Here is a 23,919-nt window from a genome sequence, read left to right as displayed (position 1 = left end):
CCCTCAGGAGGCTCCGGTCGTCTTCGGCACGGCGGAGGAAGACGCCTGCTGCCGAAGCTGCTCCAGAAGCACGTCGAGTGCTTCCGCGCGCTCGTAGGCACCGAGATCCGAGCTGTTGCGCAGTGTGCTGTCCAGCAGTGTCTGTAGCCGTTCGACGGCATCCTTCTGCTCGGTGACGATGGTCGTGATCACTTCGGCCAGCTCAGCTTCGGTGAGCCGGGCGGCGGCCGCAGCGAAGCGGTGACTGGTCAGTTGTTCGAGCACGCCCAGCCAGCGGGCGCTCAGCTCCTGCGCGAGTTCGGTGCGGCGGATCTCCGCCTCGTGCTCGCATTCCATCTGCACCCGGCGGTGCCAGTATTCCTCTACGTGCTGCTTGACGCGGTCGTCGAGTTCGACGCGAAGGATCGGGCGGCAGCGGTAGCGCTTGCCCTGCAGCTCGTACTGCCAGTGACGGGTGCTGTTTGCTGCCCGATTCAGTTCCACCTCCAGGTCGTGGGCGCGGTGCGGGGGATACTTCGGGCCGAGATCCAGCGCGATCTCCGTCAGTTCCCGGCGGACTGCGGTGGCGGTCTCCTGTGCGAGCGCGGTCAGCTCGTCCTGGTGCATCGTCTCCCCCTGCCAGCGGAAGGTCGCGTGGATCCGGAAGTGGAAGGCATGGCCCTGGGCGGGAACGGAGATCGAGATCGGCAGCCGGCTTCGGGCTGAGGTCCGCTCCGGCGGTGCCTGGGGCTCGGGTCCACGGAGAAACGCGGCAGTCCAGCGGGTCAACCTCAGCAGAAGCCCGACGCGGTGGCTGGCGTTCAGGCGAGGCTGATCGGTGGTGTCGGCGGTCATGTCAGGTCCTTCCGATCGTCATGGTGATCCATGCGGGAGCGGGTCCGGGTGCCCAGATGCGGGGAAGGTAGAAGGCCAGGCGACGGAGCATGACCGCGTCGCCGGCAACGAATTTCAGCAGGTCTTTCAGCGGCTCGCGCAGAGGTTCGTCGGTGTCGGCGGTGCGGAGCCAATCGGCGAACTGCTGCCATGCCCGTCCGGACACCGCTGGATGGAAAAGCGCGGTTCGCCAGTTCGCGGCGATCTTCTCGACGTCGGCGTTGCCCACCGCCAGGCGTCGGAGAAGTTCTGGGCAGCCTTCGGCATCCTCGGCGGAGCGGCCGGCCAGGACCGTGAATGAGCGTGCTGCGTGCGTCTGCACATGGGCGAAGCCCTTGACACGTGTCCAGTACGCGAGTTCGTCGATGATCACGGTTGCGTTGGCTGGCTCGTATAGCTGGTTGATCGCTTCGGCGACTACCCAGCTGTGGCGTTGTAATGGATCGCCGGCCACCCGCCGCAGATCGGCGAGAGTCCACGCCACGTTCGGCTGCCGGAGCCCACCGGCATAGATCCGAGCTGCGGTGTCGTGCTGATAGGAAGATCCGCTCCATGCCCAGTTGCGGACCTGTTCGCGCACCTGGCGGCCCACCTTGCCGCCCAGTTCGGCTGCGATGACGGTCCAGGCTGCTGCCTGCCGCAGAGCTCCCCGCCGGGAGCGGGCCCAGTGGTCGATGACCTCGCCGAACACCAAGTCGAAATCGTGATGCGCGAGCAGGCCCGCGACCTCGGCGGCGGCCTGGCGCACCGCGGGCTCGTCGACCTCGGCCATCCGGTGCAGCCAGCTGATCATGGCCGGCCTGGCGTGGTCGAATTCGTGCCAGGCAACATCGAGGATCGCGCCGCGCATGCCCGGATCGCGTAGGCGAGCCGTCCGGGATGCCGCATCGGACTCGTCGCCTTCGGGGTCCACCTCCCACCAGTCGCCTTTGAGAACATCACCGAGCAGATCGACAACCGAGTGCTCCAGCGCTGGCCGCCCGAACCACTCCCGGCCCGACGATTTGTCGATCTCTTCGAGGAGCCATCCGGTCGCCTGGAATACGTGATGGACCGGCTGCCGGTGGAAGACGCAGTACGCGATACGGAAGGCTCGTTCGTGCTGGTCAAGTCGGTGCTGGCGGATGAGGCTGGGTCGCTGCGCCGCGAGCATGGCCTTATTCGCGAGCGATCTGCGTTCGGGCTGGGATGCGGTGAGCACCGCAGCGAGGGTCGCCACGGTCGGCATGTGCTCCGCCACCGCGGCCGCGATGCCGACGACTTCCTTCGGCCTCCTGGCCTGCCGCAGGGCTTGGTAAACCGGCTCGGCGGTAGTGACCTCGTCGACGTACGCCTCAGCCTCAGCCTCGGCGGCGAAGGCGACACCGGCTAGCAACCGCTGCTTGAGGTGAGCGCGAAAGACATCCTGCGATGCGGGACGAAGGTGGGTCGTCTCCGCGCCGTGCTGGTGGGCCAGCCGGGGGTCGGCATCCCTGATGAGGATGACGTGTGACCCGGCGCGCTGGGCGACCTTGCCCAGAAAGCGCAGCAGCTCGCTGGAGGCATTGCCGGTGAGCCGGAGGATGTGGCCCTGCCCGGCGATGATGACCTCGGGGTGGAGGTGCAGGGAGGTGGTCTCCACGCCTGCCGGCAGGAAGACCTCGTTGACAGCGTCGACATCATGCAGCCGGGCCAGCGTGACGATCGCCGTCGTGAAGCGACCACTGCCGGGGGTCCCGGTGAGGCACGCCGCACCACGCTCGCGCAGCAGCTCATCGAGCTTGCCATCGGAAGGTGCCGCAGCGTACGTCGCGAGGAGCCCTGCGGCCTGGAGCAGCCTTCCGACGTAGGGCTTCGCCGGCGGCGGAGAATGGTATGTGTTGTGGGTGATCCCGGTCACCAGGTTGTTGTCTCCGAACGCACTGGGTCCGTGGTTCGTGACCTCTTCGAAGGCGAAGCCATACAGTTCGCCGCTGACGGAGGGTGGCAGTTTGAGCGAATCCGGGGGGATGGTTTCCGCCGAATTGCCGTCGCTGTCACGGGTGGTGTCGTTCCCGGCGGCCGCGGCTTCTTTTGGCTCGGCAACCGGCTCGACCCGTTGCCCGTCTGAAGCACTCGGCGTGTCGGAATCCGCCACTGCATCGAGTTCAGCGCGGGCCGCCGGTGCGGATCCTTCGTCGGGCGTCGGCGGGTGGTCACCCACGGCCCTTCTCCTCGGTTCGGTCCGTGTACGGTCCCACGGTGTTGTGGTTGCCGAATGCCGCTGGACCATGGGTCGTCACATTGGCGAAGTACTGACCGGTGGTAGTTGCGGGGCTGAGTGGTGGCGGCGCTTGGGCGGGGGAGCTGGCAGGGGTCTCCGCGATGCCGTGTACGGGGGGATGGTGGGGCAACGTACGGACATCCTCGTCTGGCACGAAGACCCATGCGTCGGCGCTGAACCGTTTGCCAGGGACCTCTGCGGTGACCTGAAGGAACCGGTCGGGCCGAATGTCGTGGTAATGGCGGATGACGTCCTGGTAGATCCGGTCAGAAACGATCAGGGCCACATGAGCCTTGGGGAAAGCCCTGAGAGCCGCTTTCAGCGGTGCCGCGTCGACCAGACGGCAGACCGTCACCACCGCCTCGCCCGGATACCCATTGGCGCCGTCGAGGTGAACCAGACCTTCGTGTACTGCGATACGCAGTCGTACACGGGCCTCAGGGTCCAGGCCGCGGTTGTGATCACGCAGCAGTCGGTCGATGATCGGCGTCAGCCGGGTGACGACCTTGAGCTCGTCGACGTCGGCGGGCAGGATCGCCAGCTCGCCGTCTCCGCCCTGCTGTGTCATCCATTTCACTCGATCGATGTCGAGCTGCGCGGTGGCGGCCTGCAGCACCTGCTGGAATCCTTGTTGTGCGCGGTACTGCAGGACGTTGTCGCGTCCGCTGTAGTTCTCCATGTCGACGGCGATCAGTAGGCGGCGGTCAGGACGGGGTGTGTCGTACACGATGACCCTCCTCGTTTGCGTGAGACATGAAATCTGTACGCCTCCACGGGGCCGCCGATCTGGTAGAAATATCGAATGTCGTCTAGCTGACGCCGGATCTGTCGGCTGCCCGTAAAGCCATACAGGGCAATGTTTTCCGGGCGCGCAGGTCGATGTACTGGGTGCATGACGCCATCGGAAAGCAGGGATCCGGACGTACGAGGTGGATGGACCGACCTGGCCGTCGCTCTGGTTGTGACCGACGCGATGCAGGCCTCGATCCGGCACGTCGACGCCAAGTCGATAGCTCTGTTGGGGATCGAGGGATTCGCGGCCGGGACACTCCTCGACCGCATCGGCTCTAGCGGTTCCAGTGGTGCCGTGCCGACTGGAATCCGGCTGGTCGCCGTGCTGGTGGTGATCGCGACCCTCGCGGTCTCCACATTCCATCTGGTCGGGTCGCTGTGGCCGCGTCTGCCGGTCGTCGACCCGGCTAACCGATTCAGCCTGCCCGACCTGGCCGTCCATGGTGTGCCGGCCATTCCCGCAGCAATCGGGGACTACACCGTCGAAGCCTGGCAACACAGCGCCCGACTCGCGAAGATCGCCATGCGAAAGCATCGGCACCTGCGCCGGAGCCTGCCGTGGCTCACCGCCGCAACGGCGACATCCGTATTGCTGGCGCTGCTGGGATGAGCGGTAACAGTGGCACGGCGAATGTCTTTCCCGTGGCAGCGAGCTACGGCATGATGACTCAACGTCGAATGGGGGAGCTGGCGTGACTGACCTAACCTGGCCGGCGGGTACGTTGCTCGGCAGGCTCGACGATACGAGCCGCAAGGCACTGCTCACCGCCGGCGTGCGAAGGGACATCGGAGTCGGTGCGCCGATTCTGCGCGAGGGCGCGTGCGAGTCGCACGTCGTGCTGCTGGTGGACGCCGTCACCAAGGTCACCGTGGGCATGGCCGACGGCCGCCAGGCGCTGCTCGCGATCCGGGTGTCCGGTGATCTGGTAGGCGAGATGTCGGCCCTGAACGACAATCCACGGTCGGCGACGGTTACGGCATGCCGCTCGTCGAGCGTCCGGGTCATCAGCCGACGTGATTTCCGGGCGTTCCTGCGCGAATACGCCGATGCCAGTGTGGAGATCGCCGGGATCGTCGCCGACAAGCTGCGCTGGGCCAACCGCCGCCGTACGGATTTCGCCGCCTATCCCGTCAAGGTGCGGCTCGCTCGGGTGCTGGCGGATCTCGCTGACAACTATGGCCGCCGGGAACCGCGCGGGGTCGTCATCGAGGTCAGCCTCACTCAGCCCGAGTTGGCGACGCTGTGTGGTGCGGCCGACATCAGCCTGCAGAAGGCTTTGCGTGAACTACGCTTCCAGCAGTTGGTGGACACGGGCTACCGAAAGGTCGTCATCCGCGATCTTCCCGCGCTGCGTACGCTCGGCGAGCTGTCGCCACCCGCCTAGCGAAGATGGTCGTGATACGTGCAGTGCCGCCGTGGTGGTCGATGTACCATCCGCCGGTGACCGACCACAGCGTTCTGCTTCGCTTCTCGTACTTCGAGCACGACTGGGACGAGGCCATCGAGGGGCCCGAGGCCATGGAGGCCGAGCTGCTGCGACGTGCCGCCGAGGGCGAGTGGCACGAGGTGGCCGACGAGGCGCCGGACGAGTTCGCGACGCTCGACGAGCTGGTCCAGCGGGCCGAGGAGGTCATCGTCGGGGAGTGGGAGATGCCGGTGGACGCGGTGCGGCTGCCGCTCGGCAAACTCCGCGCGATCATCGCCGATGGAGGCTGGACCTTCGTCGCCGGTGAGTTCTCCGATTTCGAGGGTCACCACAACGACACCGAACTGCTCGTGCGGCTCGACCGCACGCTGCCGTAGCGACCGGGGCGGCGTGACCGGCACGCCGCCCCGGGCCGCGTCAGGTGAGCTGGCCGTACGCGTCGATCAGCAGCCACACGCCGAACAGCACGAACAGCACTGCCGCGCCGAACTTCACGGCCCGCTCGGGCAGGCTGCGGCCCAGCCAGCGGCCGACGAGGATGGCCAGCGCGTCGGCGGCGACCATGCCGACCGTCGAGCCGACCCAGGTGCCGAACCAGCCGTGCTGGGTGGCCAGGGTGATGGTCGCCAGCATCGTCTTGTCGCCGAGCTCGGCGAGGAAGAACGCGCCGCCGACAGCCCACAGCGCCGACTTGCCGCCGCGCTGGGCCTTGGTCTTCTCCTCCTCGGTGAGGCTGTCGCCGCGTAGCGTCCAGGCGGCGAACGCCAGGAACGCCAGTCCCGCCACCAGTGCGATCCAGCCGGTCGGCAGCGCACTGCCCAGCCCGACGCCGACCGCGACGGACACCAGGTGCACGACGGCGGTGGCGATGGTGATGCCGGCCAGCACGATGCCGGTGCGGTAGCGGGTGGCGAACGTCATCGCCATCAGCTGCGACTTGTCACCCAGTTCGGCCACGAAGATCACGCCGAAACTGATCGCCAGAGCGGCGAGGAAACCTTCCACAACGTCCTCCCGGGACATGTTCACCGGGCGGAGAGCGCATGCGACGACCTCGACCCGGCATGGACTGCCTGAGTCGAAGGTCTCGCTCACCTGGCCGGAAGCCAGGTCGGGTGGCCGGGACCGCCGGAGCGGGCCAGTATGTCGACCACCACGTTGGGAGCTACTCCCCTTCGCGCTGTCGACGCTATCGCAACGGACCCTGTGCGTGGCAGGCCGAGTGGCAGGGGACACAGGCGCTGGCGTACCGGCGATGCATGGTACGTACCCGGCCGTCTCACCCTGGGTGATCATGGTTGGATGTGGCGATGCGGGGAGAACGTATCGGAGCGATGATCGGCTCCATCGGCGGACTGGTCTTCATCCTGATCAACGCGGGGGAGCTGGCCGCGCCCTGGAACGCGGTGCTGCGGGTCGTCGGTGTGCTGGCCTTCGTGGCCGTGGTGTGGTTCGCGGTGATCAGGCCGTCCGGCGCGCAGGGACCTGCCGAACCGCCGTCGCGGCAGGCGATCCGCGTGTACGGCACGTCGGTGACCGCGATGGCACTGGGCATCCCGGTCGGCGCGGGTGTCATCAACAATGTGCTGCACCAGCCCCTGCTGACCGTGCCGTGGGTGGTGCTGCTGGTGGGCGCGCACTTCCTGCCGTTCGCGGGGGCCTTCCACGCGCCCGTCTTCGCCCGTCTGGGCTGGACGATGATCGGCCTGGCCGTCGCCGGGGGCGTGCTCGCGCTGACCGTCATCGAGGCCGCGTCGCCGTGGACCGGTGTGCTGGGCGGCCTGGCGCTGCTCGGATTCAGCGCGGCGGGCTCGCAGCGGGTTCAGCCGCAGGCCGAACCCGCCCACTGACGGCGGTCTAGGCCGTGGCCTCGGCGGGGCGGGGCTCGTCGGCGGTGTCACGCACCGGGGCCGACAGCGCTGCGGCGAGCGCGATGCCGATGTAGAGCAGCTGTTCGGGGATGCGCTGCCACAGCGGCGAGGCCGCCTCGCCGTGGAACGGCACGTCGGCGAGGGCGGCGTACACGTTGGCGGGCAACAGCAGCACGAACAGTGTGGCCAGGCACAGCCCGGCGGCGCGGCGGGTGCGGGTGACGACGAGGCCGATCGCGCCGAGCAGTTCCAGCACGCCGGTGGCGTACACCATGGCGCTGGGGGCGGGCACGAACGGCGGCACCATCGCCACCAGGTCGGCGTGGGTCGGCATGACGGTCACGCCGGCTGGGACGAAGTGCGCGCTCGCGGTCATCAGCAGCATGGCGGCCAGCGCGTGTGCGCCGCTGGCGGCCCAGGTGGCGAATCGGCGTACGCCGAGCGCACCGAGCCCGCGCAGGACGAGCAGACCGATGATCAGTACGGCGAGGGTCATGGCGTGTCTCCTGATCTAGTCATTGACAAGTTCATGGGCGACGGTAGTCTGGACGCCGAGAACTTGTCAATGGAAAGATGGAGACCCCGGTCACCGGCGGAAGGACGTGAGGACGATCGGATACCACCACGGAGACCTGCGGCGTACGGTCCTCGACGCGGCCGTCGACGCCATCGGCGCATCCGGGCTCGACGGCTGGAGCCTGCGTGAACTGGCCCGCCGTGCCGGAGTCTCGCACGCCGCGCCCGCACACCACTTCGGCGACAAGGCCGGTCTGCTGACGGCGCTCGCCGCGGAGGGTTTCGACCTGCTCGCCGAGACGCTGCGGCAGGCGGGCACCGACTTCCTGGAGGCGGGACTCGCCTACGTGCGGTTCGCGACCGAACACCCGGTCCACTTCGGCGTGATGTTCCAGCCCAAGCTCTACCGTGCCGACGACGACGCGGTCCGGCAGGCGCGGGACCGGGCAGGGGCGCTACTGGCGCAGGGTGCGCGAGCGGCCTCCCCGGCGGGCGGCGAGGACACCGCGCGGGCGGGCTGGTCGATCGCGCACGGGTTCGCGAGCCTCTGGCTGGCCGGTGCGCTGACCGTTGAGCCCGGCACCGATCCGGTCGACGCCGCCCGGCCGGTGCTGCGCCGCCTCCTCGAACGCTAACGGCTCCTTCGGCCGGACGTCAGGTTGTCGCGGCGGCAGCCCGCGTGGACGCACCCCGCGACAGCAGCGACGCGACCAGGCCCAGAGCGAACGCGAGCACGGCCGGCGCCCACCATGGCCCGGTGCCGAAGAACGCGCTCAGCACCAGGACGTACAGCGACACGGCGAGCGCCGCCAGGACCGCGTGCACCACCCGACCGGTGCGGCGGCCGATGCCATACCCGATGAGCGACCAGGCCAGGCAGCTCAGCGCGGCGGCCACGGCTGCCGTCACCACTACCGGCTGCCGCCACAGCGCAGGGTCGAACGGGTGCCCGTGCCGGGCCATCTCGATCGCCATGCCCTTGCCGTTGAGCCGGTCCATCGCCATCGGCACCGCCACCGCGAGCTGGGTCAGGGCCAGGCCGAGCCCGGCGGCCAGCGCGGTGGCCGGGCTCGCGCCGTCACGCCGCAGGAACCGCCCGAACAGCAATGCGCTGAGCTGCGCGGCCAGGGTGCCGGAGGTGGCGGTGAACGCCGCAGCCGTCTGCCAGGCCCACAGTTCCTGCTCGAAGCCCTGCGGGTCGTAGTTGAACCAGGTCCAGGCGTCGAGATTGGTGTCGTGCAGGGCGTACGCGGCGAGCGCGGTGGCCGCGGCGAGACCGGCGAAGACCGCGCCGCGGCGGGCGAGGGAACCCATGTCGACGAGTATGCCGCCTCAGGCGAACTGGCTGCCCAGCCATTCGCCCGTGCCGGGCCCGGCCAGACAGTGGAAGATCCAGCGGTCCCGGCCGAGCTGCACCGGCCACGGCTCCAGTTCCCACCCGACCGTCCGGGCAGGGTCGCGGCTGCACGAGGCCAGCACCCGCGCGTTGCACACGGCGGCCACCACCCGATGCCCGAGCAGTTCCTCCTGGCGCAGGTAAACCGCCTCCTCGGGCAGTTCCGCCGCGGCGAAGGTCTCCCAGTAGTGCTCCTCGTGCGGCGGGTACCGGCGCGGCGTCCGCCCGAGCCCGCCGGGGATGACCAGGCCACCCCAGCACATCGGCTCCACCGGCACGTAGTGGCCGTCGCGCGACCGGAACCCGGGCGGCACGGGCAGCGCACCTTGCGCGGGGCCCGGGGCGAACTGCGGGGCGCTGCCCGGCCGCGGGGTGAGGACGGTGGCCTGCGTCGCTCCGCCCTGATGCGGTGTGGCGACTGCGGAGCCGCCCGGATGGGGCGTGGTGGGCGTCGGGGTGTTGCGGCCCGGTTCGACGAGGGTCGCAGACAGCGGGGTGCGCGGCTGCACGACCGTCGGTGCTGCCGCGTCCGGCGACGGCGCGGGGACGCCGCGCAGCGCTGCGGCTACCTGCGCGATCGCGCTGCCGAACGCGGCGGCCGACGCCCAGCGGTCGCCCGGCTCGACCGCCAGGGCCCGTTCCACCAGGGCGACGACGGGGGCGGGCACGTCGGGACCGAGCGGCGGGGGAGCCTGGCTCAGGCGCATCATGGCGGCCGCGAAAGGGTTCTCGGCGGTGAACGGCCGCCTTCCGCTCAGGCACTCGTAGGCGACCACGCCGAGGGCGTACACGTCGCTGCGGGCCGTGGCGGGGTGGCCGAGCACCTGCTCGGGGGCCAGGTAGGACAGGGTGCCGATGACCGCGCCGGTGGCGGTCAGCGCGGTCGCGCCGTCGCGGCGGGCGATGCCGAAATCGGTCAGCAGCAGCGTGCCGTCGGGGCGTACCAGCATGTTGCCGGGTTTGACGTCGCGGTGCACGATGCCGCGGCCGTGCACGGCGTGCAGCGCGTCGGCGGCCTGCCCGACCAGGTGCAGCGCGGGCGGCGCGGCGAGCCTGCCGTAGCGGGTCAGCACCTGTGACAGCGGTTCGCCGTCGACGAACTCCATGACCAGGAACGCGCCCTCGGGGCCGTGGTACAGGTCGTGGATGGCGACCACGCCCCGGTGGTGCACCCCGGCCATGGACCGCGCCTCGGCCAGGAAGCGGCGGGCGAAGTCGGCGTCGTCGGCGAGCGCCGGCAGCACCGTCTTCACCGCCACGGTGCGGCCCAGCAGCTCGTCGGTGGCCCGCCAGACCTCGCCCATGCCGCCCGCGCCGATCCGCGCGTCCAGGCGGTAGCGGCCGTTGAGCCTCACGGGCTGGGTCGTGGTCATGGCTGCCATTAAACCGAACCCGGTTGTCGGGCTAGGACACGGCGCTGCCGTCGCGCAGAGCCGGGTCGCGTTTGGGGAACACGGTGTAGTAGACGGGCCAGCCGACCAGCCAGACGCCGAGGACGATGCTGAGCCGCCCGATCCAGCCCTGCAGCTCCGCGGTGCGCGCGGCGTCGCCGACGACCAGGATCGCCGCGCCGAGCAGGGCCACCGCGATGGCCCACGCGATCAGGGCCTTGACCCATTCGCGCCACTCGTGGCGGGTGCGGGCCGCGCCGTAGCGAGGTGCGGGCACCGGCGCGGGGCCGCCCGCGAAGCGGTGGGCGAAACGTACGTCGGCCCAGCGGACCATCGACGGGCCGAACGCCACCGAGAAGCCCAGGTAGGCCGCGGCGAGCCCGTGCGCCCAGGTGGCCGTCGCTCCGCGCGACAGGTCGAGGGCGGTCGCGCCGAGCAGGACCAGGTCGGTGACCGGCACCCCGACCAGCAGCACCGTCGACACGCGCTGCCAGCGCAGCAGGTAGCGGGCGGCGAGCCCGGCGCCGAGGATGACCCAGAAACCGACCTCGCAGGCGGCGATGACGACCAGCAACATGATCCGATCATGTCCGGCCCCGGGGCGGCCCGCCTCGGCGCGCGGCACGAACCCGGCGTACGCCGAAGGATGTAGGCGGCCTCCGCCACCGGCCGGTCGTGCGCGGCCGTCCCGGTGTGCTGTGATCATGGGGTGACCGCACGCTGGCCCTCCTGGCGCACCGACCTGGTCATCAGCCTGGTCTCGTTCCTGGGCGGGCTGGTCCTGTACGCGGCCGGCGGCTGGCGCATGTTCCTCGGCGCGAGCCTGTGGTCCGGCGTGCCGCACTGGGTGCTGCTGGTGCCGCTGGCGGTGATGGCGGGCTGCTGCCTGCTGCGGCGGGTCGCGCCGGGCACCGGCGAGGCGATCGGCCTGGTCGCGCTGGCCGCCGACACGCTGCTGGGCGGCTCGCTCGGCACCGCGCTGATCTTCACACAGGTCGTCTACGACGCGTGCGTCTACGGCAGGCCGTGGCTGTGGCGGGCGAACCTGATCGGCTCGGTGGCCGCCTCGGTGCTGGCCGCGGCGGTGGGCGTGGTCGCGGCCGGCGACTGGCGCGGTGTGGTGCTCGGCCTGGTGGTGGCGCTGGTCGCGGTACTGCCGACGCTCACCGGCATCAGCGTGCGGCAGTACCGCGACCAGGCGCGCGTGCAGCGGCTGCGGGCCGAACAGACGGCCCGGCTGGCCGCATGGGAACGCCGCCAGGCCGTCGCCGACGAGCGCGCCCGGATGGCCCGCGAGCTGCACGACGTGGTCGCCAACCAGCTCAGCGCCATCGCCATCCACGCCACCGCGGTGCTGTCGGCGCCCGATCCCAGCCCCCAGCTGGTACGCCAAGCCGTCGAGCAGATCCGGCAGAGCAGCGTGTCGGGGCTGGCCGAGATGCGGCAGATGATCGGCCTGCTGCGCGAGGACGGCGGCAGCGACGATCCGGCCACCCGCCCGGGGCTGGCGTCGCTGCCGCAGCTGGTCGCGCAGGCGCGGGCCGACGGGCTCGCCGTCGACCTGCACACCGCCGGCCTCGACCGGGTGCTGCCGGTCAGTGTCGACTTCGCCGCGCACCGGATCGTGCGGGAGAGCCTGACCAACGCCTGGAAGCACGGGACGGGTGCGGTCGTGCTGAACGTCGACGTCGACGGCGACCGGGTCCTGATCGAGACCGACAACGCGCTGCGGCCCGACGCGGCGAGCACCGGCAGCGGGCACGGCCTGATCGGCATGCGGGAACGCGCGGCGCTGCTGGACGGCACACTGACCGCCGGGGCCGAGGACGGTCGCTGGCGGCTGCGCGCGTCGCTGCCCGTGCGCCACACCGAGGAGGCTGGCGTATGACGATCCGGGTGGTGGTCGCCGACGACCAGCCCGCGGTGCGCTCGGGCATCGTGCTGATCCTGCGTACGCATCCCGACATCGAGGTCGTCGGCCAGGCGGCCGACGGCGCGCAGGCCGTCGAGCTGTGCCGCCGCGAGCGCCCCGACGTGGCCCTGCTCGACGTGCGCATGCCGGTGCTCGACGGCATCGCCGCGACCCGGCAGATCGTCGCGCAGCGGCTGGCCCAGGTGCTGATCCTGACGACGTTCGACCTCGACGAGTACGTCTTCGGCGGCCTGCGGGCCGGGGCGGCCGGGTTCCTGCTCAAGGACATCGAGGCGGGGGCGCTGGCCGACGCGGTGCGTACGGTCGCGCGCGGTGACGCGATCATCGCGCCCGCCGCGACACGGCGGCTGCTGGACCGGTTCCTGGCCGCGCCGCAGTGGACCGACCCGGCCGCCGCCCCGGACCTGGACACCCTGACCGGTCGGGAGCAGGAGGTGCTCGGCTGCCTGGGTGCGGGCATGTCCAACGTCGAGGCGGCCCAGGCGCTGGCCATGGCCGAGGCGACGGTGAAGACCCACGTCAGCCGCATCCTGGCCAAGCTCGGGCTGCGCAGCCGGGTGCAGGCCGCGATCCTGGCCCGCGAGCACGGGCTGCGCCCGCCGGGGTGAGCGCTGCCGCGGAGTGGCGACCTGTTATGTACGCATATGTCGGCTAGAGTCGCGGCCCGTGTCCTATGAAGTGATCGACCGGCTGCCGACGCTCGCCGAGTTCATCGCGGTGACCAGCGCGGTGGGCTGGCAGCACGCGTACGACCTGGACGCTTTGCCGCTGTCGCTGGAACGCACCCGGCACGCCGTCGTCGCGGTGCACGGCGGCGAGGTCGTCGGGGTCGGGCGGGTGCTGGGCGACGGCGCGATCTACTTCTACCTGCACGACATCGCCGTGCTGCCCGCGCACCAGGGACGGGGGGTCGGCCGGGCCATCGTCACGGCGCTGGAGCGGTGGATCGCCACGCAGGCGGGGCCGCGCTCGTTCGTGGGCCTGTTCGCGGCGGGGGACTCGACGCGGCTGTACAAGACGTTCGGCTACCGCAGGGACCCGGCGATGACCGGCATGTACCGGGTCGGGCCGTACCGGGGATGACGGAGGGCCCCGTCCCCGCCGCGGTGCCGCGGGGACGGAGCCCTGGATCGGGTGAGGTCAGCGGCCCTGCAGCGACTTCACGTTGTCGCCGAAGGTCCAGTTCTTCGACCCGTCCCAGTTGATAGACCAGGTCATCAGGCCCTTGAGCTGGCCGTTGAAGCTGTTCCACGACTGCGACACCAGCGACGTCGACATGTAGCCGCCGCCCGCGCCGACCTGCGCGGGCAGACCCGGGACCTGCTTGTCGTACGGCACCCGGATGGTCGTGCCTTGGATGACCAGGCCGTTGTTGAGGCAGGTCGTCTGCGCGACGAAGCCCTGCACGGTGCCGGCCGAGTACGAGTCACCGGAGCAGCCGTACATGCTGCCGTTGTAGTACTGCATGTTCAGCCACCACAGGCGGCCGTTGTCGGCGTACTTCTTGATGATCGGCAGGTACGAGCCCCAGATCGAGCCGTAGACGACGCTGCCGCCGGTGACGTACGCCGTCTCCGGGGCCATCGTCAGGCCGAAGTTGGACGGCATCTGCGCCAGCACACCGTCGATGATGCGGATCAGGTTGGCCTGCGAGGTCGACAGCGTGTTGATGTTGCCGCTGCCGGTGAGGCCGGTCTCGATGTCGATGTCGATGCCGTCGAAGTTGTACTTCTTGAGCAGCGGCACCACCGTGGCCACGAACCGGTCGGCGACCGTCGACGAGCTGAGGTCGATACCGGCGGTCGCGCCGCCGATCGACATCAGGATGGTCAGGCCCGCGGCCTTGGCCGCGCACATCTCCGCCGGAGTGGCGACCTTCACGCCCGCGTCCATGCCGTCCTCCCACAGCACCGTGCCGTCGGACCGGATGACCGGGAACGCCGCGTTGATCACGTTGTATCCGTGCTGGCGGATGCGCGCGTCGGTGATCGGCGTCCAGCCGAACGGCGGGTGCACGCCGTTGGACGAGCCGTCCCAGTTCTCCCAGTACCCGTGCAGCACCTTGCCGCTCGGGCGGGACTTCACGGCGCAGGTGGTGCCGCCGGGGGAGGTCGACGGCGACGGCGGGGGCGACACCGACGGGGACGGCGACGGCGGCCGCGAGGGCGACGCGGACGGCGACGGCGGGCGCGACGGGGAGGCCGACGCGCTCGGCGACGGCGGGTTGCCGTCACAGACGCCCAGGTCGGTCCAGAGCGAGGGGGTCGCGGCAGGGTTCCAGCCGGCGCCCACGTGGGCGGTGTGGGTCACCAGGGCGCGGTACAGCCGCCCGTTGTAGGTGACCTGCGTGCCGACGGTGTAGGTGTTGCCCTCGGCCCAGGCCGGGGCGGAGCAGGCGGCGAGCGCGGCGGCCGGGGCCGGGGCGGCCTGGCCGCTCGGCATGGACACGACCGCGACCGCGAGGGTGGCCGCGGCGCTGGTGGCGATGGCGACCGCCCAGCGCGCCGAGCGGCGCAGCGTTCGAGAGGAGTTCGGCATGGCGTCATTATTAGGAAGGTTTACTGTCAATGTCTATGGGTGGACGGATGCCAATATCCCAGTCCGTCGGATGTGGACCCTGATGCCCACTCCCGGTCGAGGTCAGACCGTGCCGGGTGGCCTGGAACGTAACCAGGCCACCCGCCACGGCCGAGGTCCTACACGGCGTACAGCCTGGTCCGCTCAGCCCACCGCACCACCAGCGGCGAAAGCAGTCCCACCACGACGAACACCGCGCCCATGAGCAGCCAGCCGGGTGCGCCCCAGGTGACGCAGAGCAGGCCGAGCACCGTCGGCGCGACCACGTTCGCCAGCCCCGTGCCGAACCCCGACACGCCCGTGTACTGACCCTGGGCGTGCGCCGGGGCGAGCCGGAACTGCAGCTCCAGCGAAGCCGCCGCGTGCCACAGCTCGCCGACGGTGTGCGCGGCGATCCCGACCGTCAGCAGCGCCACGGCCACCCAGCCGGGCAGGCCCGCCGTCGCCGCCATCAACGCCATGCCGACCAGGAACGCCAGCCCCGAGCGGCGCAGCGCACGACCGGCGGCCAGGCCGGTGTCGATGCCCCGGCTCGCCCTGACCTGCAGCGCCGCCACCAGGGCGGTGTTCACCGCGACGGCGACGCCGATGAACCAGCGCGGCGCGTCGGTGTGCAACGTGATCCACAACGGCAGCGCGAACACCAGCACCTGACCCTGGATCGACATGACCGCGTCGAGCGCGGTGACCACGAGATAGGGCCGGTCCCTGAGCACGACCCAGCGCCCCGCCTCAGCCGGTGCCGGAACCGGCGGCAGCGCGGGCAGCCGTGTGATGACGGCCGCGCAGGCCACGAAGCTCAGCGCGTTGCCCAGCACCAGCGCCAGGTACGCCCCACGTGTGTCCAGCTGCACGGCCATGCCCGCCGCCAGCGCACCGCAGCACCCGGCGAGGTTGGCGACCGAGCGCAGGTACGACCGGAACTCGGTCAGGTTCGTGCCGCCGAACCCACGCACCAGCGGGCCGCGCGCCGCGCCGCCCGCGGAGTTGGCCAGCTGGGTCAGGCAGACCACCACGACGAACAACCAGAACGTGTGCACGAAGACCAACGACGCCATGGACACGGCCCGCACGATCAGGGTGATCAGGTAGATCTCGCGCGGTCCGCGCCGGTCGGCCAGGTGCCCGACCGGCATCCCGGCCAGCATGCCGACCAGTGCCGCGGCTCCCATGCCCAGGGCGACCTTGGTCAGCGGCAGCCCCACCGAGCGGGTGAAGAACAGTGCGGCGCTGGTCATGAAGACGCCGGTGCCGACCATGTTGACGAAGGTCGCCAGCGCGATCACGCGCTGCGGGCCGCGAGCCGGGATCAGCCCCCGCTCGACCGGCCAGGATCGGTTCGGGACAGGGGCGGCGGGCGGGCGGGTGATGGTCGTCAAGGTATGTGGTTCCTTCCCCCGTGGAATGAACGAACAGGACGATGGCCGGATTGCCGCTACTCCAGGGACGCCAGCTCCTGCGCCGACAGGCGCAGCGCTCCGGCGGCGATGTTCTCCACCAGGTGGTCCGGGTTGCCGGTGCCGGGTATGGCCAGCGTGTGCGGCCCGCGGCTGAGCGTCCATGCGATCCGCACCTGCGCCGCCGTCGCGCCGTGTGCCTGCGCTATGGCCTGCACGGCGTCGTTGCGGGCGACGCCGCCGGACTCCCTGCCCTCGCCCGCGACCGAGAAGAACGGCACGAACGCGACGCCCTGCTCGCCGCAGGTCCGCACGAGGCCGTCGTGCATCCGGCGGGTGTCGACGCCGTACGGGTTCTGCACGCTCACCACCGGTGCGACGGCCTGCGCCTGGGCCAGGTGCTGGGGGCGGATGTTGGACAGGCCCAGGTGCCGGATCAGCCCGGCGTCGCGCAGCTCGGCCAGTGCGCCGAAGTGCTCGGCGACCGACTCCAGGCCGTGCTGGCGCAGGTACACCAGGTCCAGGTGGTCGCGGCCGAGCTGGCGCAGGTTCTCCTCGACCTGCCCGCGCAGCTGGTCCGGCCGGGCCAGCGGCAGCCAGTCGCCGGACGGATCACGGCCGGGCCCGACCTTCGCGGCGATGACGAGCCCGCCGGCGTACGGGGCCAGCGCCCGGTTGATCAGCTCGTTGGCCGAGCGCAGCGGCGAGAAGTAGAACGCGGCGGTGTCGATGTGGTTCACGCCGAGCGCGACGGCCTGCCGCAGCACGCCGATGACCCGGTCGCGGTCGCTGGCCGAGCCGTAGCCGTAGTTCTCACCGCCGGGCAGGCGCATCGCGCCGAAGCCGATCCGGTTGACGGTCAGGTCGCCGAGCGTAAAGGTGCCCGCCGAGGTCGCATCGATCAGGGGAGTAGGCATCGGCTGACCATAGCCACGGCCCCTGGCCTGCACACTCGTTCGAGTACCCGATGGTGCGAAGCCAGGATCCTTGCTAATTTCATTAGCGTAAGGGGAACGTTCGCGACCGGGGTTCAGCGCCGACCGAATACCGCGGCGATCTCGGTGAACTCGACCCGGAACTGCAGCAGGGACAGCCAGCCGTCCGGAATGGATGACGCTCCGTCCCGCGCGCCCAGCAGCCCGCCCGCTATCGCCGCGTTGGTGTCGCTGTCGTTGCCGAGGGCCACGATGTCGATGAGCACGTCGGTCAGGTCACGGAGGTCGAGCACGGCGGCGACCGCCAGCGCCAGCGAGTCGAGCACGTACCCGTTGCCGTCGTCGGGCAGGCCCGTCACGCCGGTCCGGGCCAGCTCGGCCAGGTCCAGGCGCTCGCCGAGCGCGATAGCGGCGAGCACGTCGGTGTTGTGCAGCTCGCGCGCGACGGCCGCACCGGCCGCCACGGCCCCGTTCGCCGCGACGCCGTCCACCAGCGCGGCGACGATCTCGTTGTAGGCCGCGCAGGCGACCGTGCACCGCACGTCGGAGTGGGTCACCGCGGAGATCCGCATCGAGTCCCGGATTCGCCGGTCACGGTCGCGTACGGCCAGCGCAGTGGGGATGCAGCGCATAAGCGAGCCGTTGCCGGCCCGGCCGGGCCCCGCGCCGGAGCCGCCGGGATCGCCGGTCTGCGCGAACGCGCGCAGCCCGTCCTCGGTCGCGCCGCCGACGTCGACGGGCGGGCGGCCGGGTGCCCGGCCGGGCCAGTCGCCCTCGTACCAGTTCAGCATCCGGCGGGCGGCGGCGAGCACGACATCGTCGCCCGGGTCCAGGTAGGCCAGCGCGACGGCACGGGTCAGGTCCGTGTCGTCGGTCGCGTGGCCGGGCGGCCACTCGAACACGCCGCCGCCCATGATCTCCCGGACGCCGCCGGGATACCGGAACCGGATGTACTCCCAGGAGTCGAACTCGACGGTCGCGCCGAGCGCGTCACCGGCGTGCACGCCGAGCAGCGCACCGGCCACCCGGTCGGGCCTGCCGGTGGTGCTGTCCGGCGCTGACGCCATCGGCGGGCCGCCGCTCAGGGGCGGCGGCGCTCCTGCGGCACCACCACGGCGGCCGGCTGGCGGCGTACGACGGTGGGCTGCTGGCGGTCCGGGGCCGACACCTCGGCGAAGTGCTCGTCCTCGTCGTCGCCCTCAGGAGACGGGTGCTCGTCCAGGTCGAGCGCGTCGAGCTGGCTGTTCATGAACTTGCGCAGCCGGGCCCGGTAGTCGCGGTCGAAGTTCTGCAGCGCCTCGATGCGCCGCTGCAGCACCGAACGCTTGCCCTCCAGGCTGCCGACGACGTCCTCGTACTGCTGCAGGGCGTCGCGTTCCAGCTCGTCGGACTTCGCCTGCGCGGCTTCGACGATCTTCGTCGCGGTGCTGCGCGCGTCGGCGACCAGCTGCTCGGTCTCCCGGCGGGCGCTGTCGGCGTGCGACTGCGCCTCGCGGCTGATCTCGACGGCCCTGGCCTGCGCGGCGGCCTGGATCTGCGCGGCCTCCTGCCGGGCGCTCTCCACGATGCCGCGCGCGTCACGGGCCAGGTCGTCGGCCTTGCCACGGGCGTCGCCCTTGATCCGGTCGGCTTCGGCCTGAGCGTTGGCGACGTGCTCGTCGGCGGTGCGCCGGGCCAGCACCAGGACCTGCAGTGCCTGCCGCTCCGCCTCCGGGTCGGCGAGCACGTTGCTGTTGTGCTGCTGTTCCATAGGTTCGTTCTCCGCCGGGCCGCTGAACAGGCCCTTCACTCGACCCTTCAACCGGTTGTCGGTCATCGCAGGATCTCCTCACCCCAGTGTTCGGTCGCCGCGACTCCCGTCGGCCCGGGTCGACGTTCCCGCGCAGCCTGCACCGTCGAGAACAGCGCCGATGGTAGTCGCCCCGCCGCTGGCGGGGAAGGTGCGTCACCCGCTCCGCCGACGCGTGGGACGCGCGGCCTGCACCTGCGTCTTTGTGCGTACATCCCGACAGCGCAAGGCCGTCACGTCCCGGCTCGGCGCGCCCGGCCGCGCCAGGCTCCGGCTCGATGCCCTGATCAACTGCCGGTAAACGTGAGGAAGGGCACCTTCTACGACGCATGCGATAAGAAGGTGCCCTTCCTTCAGACGTCGCGGCGGTGGGCGAGCAGGAGGGCGGGGAGCAGGAGCAGGACGGGCCAGAGGGCCAGGACGAGCCAGGACTGGGGGATGGCGGCGGGGTAGTAGCCGGGGTGGGGCGGGGGCATCCAGTCGGTGACCAGGCGGCCCCATGCGATGCCGGGCATCAGGTGGCTGAGCTCGGCCGACCAGCGTTTGTCGGCGGAGAACATGCTCGGCAGGATCAGCAGCAGGAACGTGGCGGTGACCAGCGTGGCGGCGGTGTGGCGGATGAGCACGCCGAGCCCGAGGCCGATCAGGGCGCAGACGGGGGCGAGCAGGGCGGAGGCGGCGACGGCGCGCAGCGACGCCGGGTCCGTGATGGACACCGCGGCGTCGCGTCCGGAGAGGATGGCCTGCGACACCGTGAACGAGCCGACGGCGATGAGTGCGCCGGTGGCGGTCCAGACCGCGGCCGTCACGACCGCCTTGGCGAGCACGAGCGCGCCGCGCGCGGGCACCGCGGCCGTGGTGGTGCGGATCAGTCCGCTGCCGTACTCCGAGACCATGCTCAGCGCGCCGAGGCTCGCCGCGACCAGCATCAGGGTCAGGTAGCCCTCCTGCGGGAACGCGTCGCCGAGGGAGAACATGTGTTCGCGCTGGACCTCGGCGTCGTAGAAGGGGAAGTTGTCGTAGTCGGCCTTGGCGGCCAGCGCTGCCGTGCCGATGACGAACAGGGTGGCCAGGCCCAGCGTCCAGGGGGTGGACCGCAGCGACCACAGTTTGATCCACTCGGCGGCGACCAGGTCGGTGAACCGGGCCGGTGGCGCGGCCGCGCGGGTGCGCGGGGCGGCGGCGGTGAGCGTGGACGTGGTCATCGCGACCCGGCCAGGTGGTCGGCGTGACCGGCGGTGATCTCCATGAATGCTTCCTCCAGGCTGGTGGTGTGGGTGGCCAGTTCGTGCAGCTCGACCGCGTTGGCGAAGGCGAGCGCGCCGATCTGCTCGGCGGACAGGCCGCGTACGGCCAGGTGGTCGGGTGCGGTGTCGACGCTCGCCCCGGCGGCGGTCAGCGCGGCGGCGAGCACCGCGGGCTGCGGGGTGCGTACGGTGACCCGCTGGCGGGTGCCCCGGTCGGCGAAAGCGCGCAGCGGCTCGGCGGCGATGAGCCGGCCCTGGCCGATGACGACCAGGTGGTCTGCGGTGTGCTCCATCTCCGTCATCAGATGGCTGGACAGGAACACGGTGCGGCCCTGCGCGGCCAGGCTCCGGAACAGGTGCCGTACCCAGCGCACGCCCTCGGGGTCCATACCGTTGATCGGCTCGTCGAACATGAGCACCGGCGGGTCGCCGAGCAGCGCGGCGGCGATGCCGAGCCGCTGCTTCATGCCGAGGGAGAAGCCGCCGATCCGGCGGTGTCCCGCATCGGCCAGCCCGACCTCGGCCAGCACCTCGCCGACGCGCCGCCGCCCGATGCCGTTGCTGCGGGCCAGCGCGGCCAGGTGGGCTTGCGCACTGCGCCCGCCGTGCACCTGCTGGGCGTCGAGCAGCGCGCCGACGTGGTGCAGGCCACGGCGGTGGGTGCGGAACGGGACCCCGTCGACGGTGACGGCCCCGGCGGTGGGCGCGTCCAGGCCGAGGATCACCCGCAGGGTGGTGGTCTTGCCCGCGCCGTTCGGGCCGAGGAAGCCGGTGACGTGCCCGGGCCGCACCGTGAAGGACAGGTCGTCGACGGCGGTCTTGCCGCCGTAGCGCTTGGTCAGGCCGATGACTTCGATCATGGGATCGATCCTGCCGGGGCGGGCGGCGGCGGGCATCGGGCCACGGACGGCAGTCAGGGGACGGCGTGCATCCTCCGGGCGTACGCCCACGGGCCGATGCCCGCACCGCGCTGACCTGGCTACTCTCACCGGGTGGACCCCATCACCCCTGGCCGCCGGACCGTCGCGGCGCAACTGCGCGCCGTGCTGGCGTGGACCGGTGCGCTGGCCTCGCCGTTGCTGCTGTACGTCGTGATCTCCGACGGCGCGGGCGGCGGCAGCTTCGACCTGGTGCCGTGGCTGTCGATGCGTCACCTGCTGCCCGCCCTGGCGCTGGCGCTCCCGTTCGCGCTGCTGCGCCGTTGGCCGTTCGTCGCACTGGGCCTGCTGCTGGTCGGCTCGGCCGCCGCGACCGTCGCGATCAACACCGAGGAGGTCGCCTACCTCACCGACATGCGCTACCTGCAGATCATCGCCGTCGACCTCGCCGTGGCCGTCATCACGGCGAGCCGATCGCGGCCCGTCTCCTCGGCCGTGGCTTTCGTCGCGCTGCTCGGCCAGGTCGCCATGGGCTACGGCAACGGCACGAGCGTGCCCGTTTTCGAGTTCGAGGTACCCACCCTGGCCATGGCGCTGACCTGGACCGTCGGCAACTCCGTGCGGGCCCGCCGCCGTCACGCCCAGGCCATCGGAGTACAGGCCGCCAGCCAGGCCGCCACCGAGGAACGCCTGCGGATCGCGCGCGAGCTGCACGACATGGTCGCGCACAGCATCGGCGTCATCGCCATCCAGGCGGGCATGGGCCGCCGCGTCATCGACACCCAGCCAGCCGAGGCCCGCAACGCGCTGCAGGCCATCGAGGACACCAGCCGCGAGACCCTGGCCGGGCTGCGGCGGGTGCTGGTCGGGCTGCGCCAGGACACCGGGATCGCCCCGGCCGCCCCCGCGCCGGTGCTCGCCGACCTGGACCGGCTCGCCGCCACCACGGCCGGCGCAGGGGTGCGGGTCACCGTCGACTGGCGTGGCGACCGGCGGCCGCTGCCCGGCGACATCGAACTGTCCGCGTACCGGGTGGTGCAGGAGGCCGTCACCAACGTGGTCCGCCACGCGGCAACGCCACGCTGCGCGGTGACCGTCGAATACCGCGACGCCGAACTGCTGCTGGAGGTCGCCGACGACGGGCGGGGCGGTGCCCGGCCCGGCACCGGCTACGGCATCACGGGTATGCGCGAACGCGTGGCCCTGCTCGGCGGGCAGCTCACCGCCGGACCCCGGCCCGAGGGCGGCTGGCTGGTCAGCGCACGCCTGCCCGTGCCCGAGCACGTGGCCGCGACGGTGGCCGCGTGATGACGGTGCGGGTGCTGCTCGCCGACGACCAGCCGCTGGTCAGGTCCGGGCTACGGGTGCTGATCAACGAGACGCCCGACCTGGCCGTGGTCGCGGAGGCGGGCACCGGAGCCGACGCGGTCCGGCTGACCGCCGACGTGCGGCCCGACGTCGTCGTCATGGACATCCGGATGCCGGGCATGGACGGTATCGAGGCGACCCGGCAGATCACCGGCGCGGGCGGCCCGGCCCGGGTGCTCATGCTGACCACGTTCGACGAGGACGCGCACGTCTACGGCGCGCTGCGGGCCGGGGCCAGCGGATTCCTGGTCAAGGACATGGCACTGGACGACATCCTGGCCGCGATCCGGGTCGTCGCGGCCGGGGACGCGCTGATCGCGCCGAGCGTCACCCGCCGCCTGATCGCCGACTTCGCCGCCGGGCCGGTCACGGCGCGTACGCCACGCCCCGATCCTCCGATCACCGACCGGGAACGGGAGGTGCTGACCCTGATCGGGCGCGGGCTGTCCAACGGTGAGATCGCCCAGGAGCTGTTCATCTCCCCGGCCACCGCGAAGTCGCATGTCGCACGGCTGCTCACCAAGCTGGCCGCCCGGGACCGCGTCCAGCTCGTCATCACCGCGTACGAGCTGGGCCTGGTCACGCCACCGGGGTGACCCGGCGGCGCGGGGACAGCCGCCGCAGCCAGCGCCGCAGCAGCGGAGGCTGTACGGCGTCGGCGGGCAGGGCCGCGCGGGCGGCGGTGTCGGCGGCCGCGCCGAAGAAGTCGCCGCCCTTGCGCCGCACGTCGTCGGTGCCCCACTCGCGCTTGCGCGGTGCCTTCGCCATCCGGGGGATGTGCTTGGCACAGTGGATGTAGGCCTCCTGCACCTCGACCAGCACCCAGCGCTCGGCCCGCCGCCCGGGAACCGGGTCGACCGGCAGATCCGGGTACGCCGCGCGGGCCAGGTCGTCCTCCACCACGCGGGCGCGCCCGTTGACGTGCAGCCCGATCGCGTCGTCGACGAAATCGACGAACAGCAGCCCCACGTGGCCGTTCTCGGTGATGTTGCCCAGACTCGCCATCACCCCGTTGCCGCGATACTCCGGCCAGGTCAGGTGAGTGGCGTCGAGTACGTGCACGAACCCCGCGGGCCCGGCCCGGAACGTGTTGTCGCACTCCCCGGCGGCGTCGGAGGTCGCGACGAACATCATCTCCTGCCGCCGTACGAACGCGGCCATGCGCTCGTTGAGGTGGTCCAGCTGCTGCTGGTCGTAGAAGCGCTGCGCCCGCGCGGCCGTGCCGTGTGCCTGCTGCAGGCGGCGTTCGCCGGCCGAACCCTGCATCTTCTCGACGATCCGGGTCAT

Annotated in this window: 26 protein-coding genes; 10 read left to right on the top strand and 16 right to left on the bottom strand. The window is 71.4% G+C overall.

All coding sequences use genetic code 11. The features are described 5' to 3' along the window. Nucleotides 1–3 precede the first annotated feature (3 nt). From HAV40_RS30185 to HAV40_RS30175, 3 genes are read right to left on the bottom strand one after another with little or no spacing between them, the layout of a single operon-like run. Nucleotides 4–834, bottom strand: a complete 831-nt coding sequence (locus HAV40_RS30185; protein WP_166387226.1) for a hypothetical protein — start codon at nt 832–834, stop codon at nt 4–6. Nucleotide 835: 1 nt separating this feature from the next. Next, nucleotides 836–3,055 (bottom strand): hypothetical protein, encoded by a 2,220-nt coding sequence (locus tag HAV40_RS30180; RefSeq protein ID WP_166387224.1) that lies wholly within the window; start codon nt 3,053–3,055, stop codon nt 836–838. Next, the gene (locus tag HAV40_RS30175) at nt 3,048–3,842 is read right to left on the bottom strand and encodes a hypothetical protein (RefSeq protein WP_239087017.1); all 795 of its coding nucleotides are present in this window, start codon (nt 3,840–3,842) and stop codon (nt 3,048–3,050) included. The genes HAV40_RS30180 and HAV40_RS30175 overlap by 8 nt, the downstream gene beginning before the upstream one ends. Before the next feature lie 234 nt (nt 3,843–4,076). Here HAV40_RS30175 and HAV40_RS30170 point away from each other — a divergent pair, with 234 nt between their 5' ends. The 3 genes from HAV40_RS30170 (at nt 4,077) to HAV40_RS30160 (ending at nt 5,711) form a co-directional block, all read left to right on the top strand. After that, complete coding sequence (locus HAV40_RS30170; protein ID WP_166387222.1) at nt 4,077–4,517, top strand: Pycsar system effector family protein; 441 nt, start codon at nt 4,077–4,079, stop codon at nt 4,515–4,517. Nucleotides 4,518–4,599: 82 nt separating this feature from the next. After that, nucleotides 4,600–5,292: a Crp/Fnr family transcriptional regulator gene (locus HAV40_RS30165; protein WP_166387220.1), complete on the top strand. Its 693-nt coding sequence runs from the start codon at nt 4,600–4,602 to the stop codon at nt 5,290–5,292. A 56-nt stretch (nt 5,293–5,348) separates the two neighbouring features. Beyond that, nucleotides 5,349–5,711, top strand: coding sequence for a hypothetical protein (locus HAV40_RS30160; RefSeq protein WP_166387218.1), 363 nt, complete (start codon nt 5,349–5,351; stop codon nt 5,709–5,711). Nucleotides 5,712–5,751: 40 nt separating this feature from the next. Here HAV40_RS30160 and HAV40_RS30155 read toward each other — a convergent pair whose 3' ends face one another. After that, nucleotides 5,752–6,339 (bottom strand): TMEM165/GDT1 family protein, encoded by a 588-nt coding sequence (locus tag HAV40_RS30155; protein ID WP_166387216.1) that lies wholly within the window; start codon nt 6,337–6,339, stop codon nt 5,752–5,754. 305 nt (nt 6,340–6,644) lie between these two features. Here HAV40_RS30155 and HAV40_RS30150 point away from each other — a divergent pair, with 305 nt between their 5' ends. Continuing rightward, nucleotides 6,645–7,184 carry a V-type ATP synthase subunit I domain-containing protein gene (locus HAV40_RS30150; protein ID WP_166387214.1) on the top strand — a complete coding sequence of 180 codons (540 nt, stop codon included), beginning with the start codon at nt 6,645–6,647 and terminating at the stop codon, nt 7,182–7,184. A gap of 7 nt (nt 7,185–7,191) precedes the next feature. Here HAV40_RS30150 and HAV40_RS30145 read toward each other — a convergent pair whose 3' ends face one another. Further along, nucleotides 7,192–7,701: a DoxX family protein gene (locus HAV40_RS30145; protein WP_166387212.1), complete on the bottom strand. Its 510-nt coding sequence runs from the start codon at nt 7,699–7,701 to the stop codon at nt 7,192–7,194. Between the two features lie 106 nt (nt 7,702–7,807). Here HAV40_RS30145 and HAV40_RS30140 point away from each other — a divergent pair, with 106 nt between their 5' ends. Beyond that, nucleotides 7,808–8,356 (top strand): TetR/AcrR family transcriptional regulator, encoded by a 549-nt coding sequence (locus tag HAV40_RS30140; RefSeq protein WP_166387211.1) that lies wholly within the window; start codon nt 7,808–7,810, stop codon nt 8,354–8,356. A gap of 19 nt (nt 8,357–8,375) precedes the next feature. On the opposite strand, the gene HAV40_RS30135 is transcribed toward HAV40_RS30140, so the two are convergent. From HAV40_RS30135 to HAV40_RS30125, 3 genes are read right to left on the bottom strand one after another with little or no spacing between them, the layout of a single operon-like run. Further along, nucleotides 8,376–9,035: a hypothetical protein gene (locus HAV40_RS30135; protein ID WP_166387209.1), complete on the bottom strand. Its 660-nt coding sequence runs from the start codon at nt 9,033–9,035 to the stop codon at nt 8,376–8,378. An 18-nt stretch (nt 9,036–9,053) separates the two neighbouring features. Then, complete coding sequence (locus HAV40_RS30130; RefSeq protein WP_166387207.1) at nt 9,054–10,490, bottom strand: serine/threonine-protein kinase; 1,437 nt, start codon at nt 10,488–10,490, stop codon at nt 9,054–9,056. 31 nt (nt 10,491–10,521) lie between these two features. Beyond that, entirely contained in the window at nt 10,522–11,085 is a 564-nt protein-coding gene (locus HAV40_RS30125; protein ID WP_166387205.1) for a hypothetical protein, read from the bottom strand. Between the two features lie 132 nt (nt 11,086–11,217). Between HAV40_RS30125 and HAV40_RS30120 the strand changes: the two genes are divergently transcribed. From HAV40_RS30120 to HAV40_RS30110, 3 genes are read left to right on the top strand one after another with little or no spacing between them, the layout of a single operon-like run. Continuing rightward, nucleotides 11,218–12,396, top strand: coding sequence for a histidine kinase (locus HAV40_RS30120; RefSeq protein WP_203672088.1), 1,179 nt, complete (start codon nt 11,218–11,220; stop codon nt 12,394–12,396). Further along, nucleotides 12,393–13,049, top strand: coding sequence for a response regulator (locus tag HAV40_RS30115; RefSeq protein WP_166387203.1), 657 nt, complete (start codon nt 12,393–12,395; stop codon nt 13,047–13,049). The genes HAV40_RS30120 and HAV40_RS30115 overlap by 4 nt, the downstream gene beginning before the upstream one ends. Nucleotides 13,050–13,107: 58 nt before the next feature. Then, nucleotides 13,108–13,524 (top strand): GNAT family N-acetyltransferase, encoded by a 417-nt coding sequence (locus HAV40_RS30110; protein WP_166387201.1) that lies wholly within the window; start codon nt 13,108–13,110, stop codon nt 13,522–13,524. Between the two features lie 57 nt (nt 13,525–13,581). Here HAV40_RS30110 and HAV40_RS30105 read toward each other — a convergent pair whose 3' ends face one another. From HAV40_RS30105 to HAV40_RS30075, 7 genes are all read right to left on the bottom strand, one after another. Beyond that, nucleotides 13,582–14,883, bottom strand: a complete 1,302-nt coding sequence (locus tag HAV40_RS30105; RefSeq protein WP_203672102.1) for a carbohydrate-binding protein — start codon at nt 14,881–14,883, stop codon at nt 13,582–13,584. Between the two features lie 254 nt (nt 14,884–15,137). Further along, a complete protein-coding gene (locus HAV40_RS30100; RefSeq protein WP_239087016.1) occupies nt 15,138–16,397 on the bottom strand; it encodes an MFS transporter in 1,260 nt (419 codons plus the stop codon). A gap of 56 nt (nt 16,398–16,453) precedes the next feature. Next, nucleotides 16,454–17,332 (bottom strand): aldo/keto reductase, encoded by an 879-nt coding sequence (locus tag HAV40_RS30095; protein ID WP_203672087.1) that lies wholly within the window; start codon nt 17,330–17,332, stop codon nt 16,454–16,456. A gap of 113 nt (nt 17,333–17,445) precedes the next feature. Then, nucleotides 17,446–18,417 carry an ADP-ribosylglycohydrolase family protein gene (locus tag HAV40_RS30090; protein ID WP_166387197.1) on the bottom strand — a complete coding sequence of 324 codons (972 nt, stop codon included), beginning with the start codon at nt 18,415–18,417 and terminating at the stop codon, nt 17,446–17,448. A gap of 14 nt (nt 18,418–18,431) precedes the next feature. After that, the gene (locus tag HAV40_RS30085) at nt 18,432–19,100 is read right to left on the bottom strand and encodes a hypothetical protein (protein ID WP_166387195.1); all 669 of its coding nucleotides are present in this window, start codon (nt 19,098–19,100) and stop codon (nt 18,432–18,434) included. A 392-nt stretch (nt 19,101–19,492) separates the two neighbouring features. Next, complete coding sequence (locus HAV40_RS30080; RefSeq protein ID WP_166387193.1) at nt 19,493–20,344, bottom strand: ABC transporter permease; 852 nt, start codon at nt 20,342–20,344, stop codon at nt 19,493–19,495. Further along, nucleotides 20,341–21,246 (bottom strand): ABC transporter ATP-binding protein, encoded by a 906-nt coding sequence (locus HAV40_RS30075; protein ID WP_166387191.1) that lies wholly within the window; start codon nt 21,244–21,246, stop codon nt 20,341–20,343. Before HAV40_RS30075 ends, HAV40_RS30080 begins: the two co-directional genes overlap by 4 nt. A 132-nt stretch (nt 21,247–21,378) precedes the next feature. On the opposite strand from HAV40_RS30075, the gene HAV40_RS30070 reads away from it, so the two are divergent. Then, nucleotides 21,379–22,572, top strand: a complete 1,194-nt coding sequence (locus HAV40_RS30070; RefSeq protein ID WP_203672086.1) for a sensor histidine kinase — start codon at nt 21,379–21,381, stop codon at nt 22,570–22,572. Beyond that, entirely contained in the window at nt 22,572–23,228 is a 657-nt protein-coding gene (locus tag HAV40_RS30065; RefSeq protein ID WP_166387298.1) for a response regulator, read from the top strand. The genes HAV40_RS30070 and HAV40_RS30065 overlap by 1 nt, the downstream gene beginning before the upstream one ends. On the opposite strand, the gene HAV40_RS30060 is transcribed toward HAV40_RS30065, so the two are convergent. Beyond that, nucleotides 23,212–23,919, bottom strand: coding sequence for a pyridoxamine 5'-phosphate oxidase family protein (locus tag HAV40_RS30060; RefSeq protein WP_239087015.1), 708 nt, complete (start codon nt 23,917–23,919; stop codon nt 23,212–23,214). The two genes, HAV40_RS30065 and HAV40_RS30060, sit on opposite strands and share 17 nt — an antisense overlap.

The sequence above is a fragment of the Catellatospora methionotrophica genome (assembly GCF_011297335.1).
Classification (GTDB): domain Bacteria; phylum Actinomycetota; class Actinomycetes; order Mycobacteriales; family Micromonosporaceae; genus Catellatospora; species Catellatospora methionotrophica.
Note: the sequence above shows the minus strand (reverse complement) of the source record. Positions and strands in the feature narration are given on the sequence as shown.

Coding starts and splice junctions, on each gene's coding strand:
- HAV40_RS30095 (WP_203672087.1), bottom strand. CDS start 17,332: ATGCCTACTCCCCTGATCGATGCGACCTCGGCGGGCACCTTTACGCTC.
- HAV40_RS30130 (WP_166387207.1), bottom strand. CDS start 10,490: ATGACCACGACCCAGCCCGTGAGGCTCAACGGCCGCTACCGCCTGGAC.
- HAV40_RS30060 (WP_239087015.1), bottom strand. CDS start 23,919: ATGACCCGGATCGTCGAGAAGATGCAGGGTTCGGCCGGCGAACGCCGC.
- HAV40_RS30090 (WP_166387197.1), bottom strand. CDS start 18,417: ATGGCGTCAGCGCCGGACAGCACCACCGGCAGGCCCGACCGGGTGGCC.
- HAV40_RS30065 (WP_166387298.1), top strand. CDS start 22,572: ATGACGGTGCGGGTGCTGCTCGCCGACGACCAGCCGCTGGTCAGGTCC.
- HAV40_RS30185 (WP_166387226.1), bottom strand. CDS start 834: ATGACCGCCGACACCACCGATCAGCCTCGCCTGAACGCCAGCCACCGC.
- HAV40_RS30105 (WP_203672102.1), bottom strand. CDS start 14,883: ATGCCGAGCGGCCAGGCCGCCCCGGCCCCGGCCGCCGCGCTCGCCGCC.
- HAV40_RS30080 (WP_166387193.1), bottom strand. CDS start 20,344: ATGACCACGTCCACGCTCACCGCCGCCGCCCCGCGCACCCGCGCGGCC.
- HAV40_RS30085 (WP_166387195.1), bottom strand. CDS start 19,100: ATGGAACAGCAGCACAACAGCAACGTGCTCGCCGACCCGGAGGCGGAG.
- HAV40_RS30145 (WP_166387212.1), bottom strand. CDS start 7,701: ATGACCCTCGCCGTACTGATCATCGGTCTGCTCGTCCTGCGCGGGCTC.
- HAV40_RS30150 (WP_166387214.1), top strand. CDS start 6,645: ATGCGGGGAGAACGTATCGGAGCGATGATCGGCTCCATCGGCGGACTG.
- HAV40_RS30125 (WP_166387205.1), bottom strand. CDS start 11,085: ATGTTGCTGGTCGTCATCGCCGCCTGCGAGGTCGGTTTCTGGGTCATC.
- HAV40_RS30115 (WP_166387203.1), top strand. CDS start 12,393: ATGACGATCCGGGTGGTGGTCGCCGACGACCAGCCCGCGGTGCGCTCG.
- HAV40_RS30135 (WP_166387209.1), bottom strand. CDS start 9,035: ATGGGTTCCCTCGCCCGCCGCGGCGCGGTCTTCGCCGGTCTCGCCGCG.
- HAV40_RS30075 (WP_166387191.1), bottom strand. CDS start 21,246: ATGATCGAAGTCATCGGCCTGACCAAGCGCTACGGCGGCAAGACCGCC.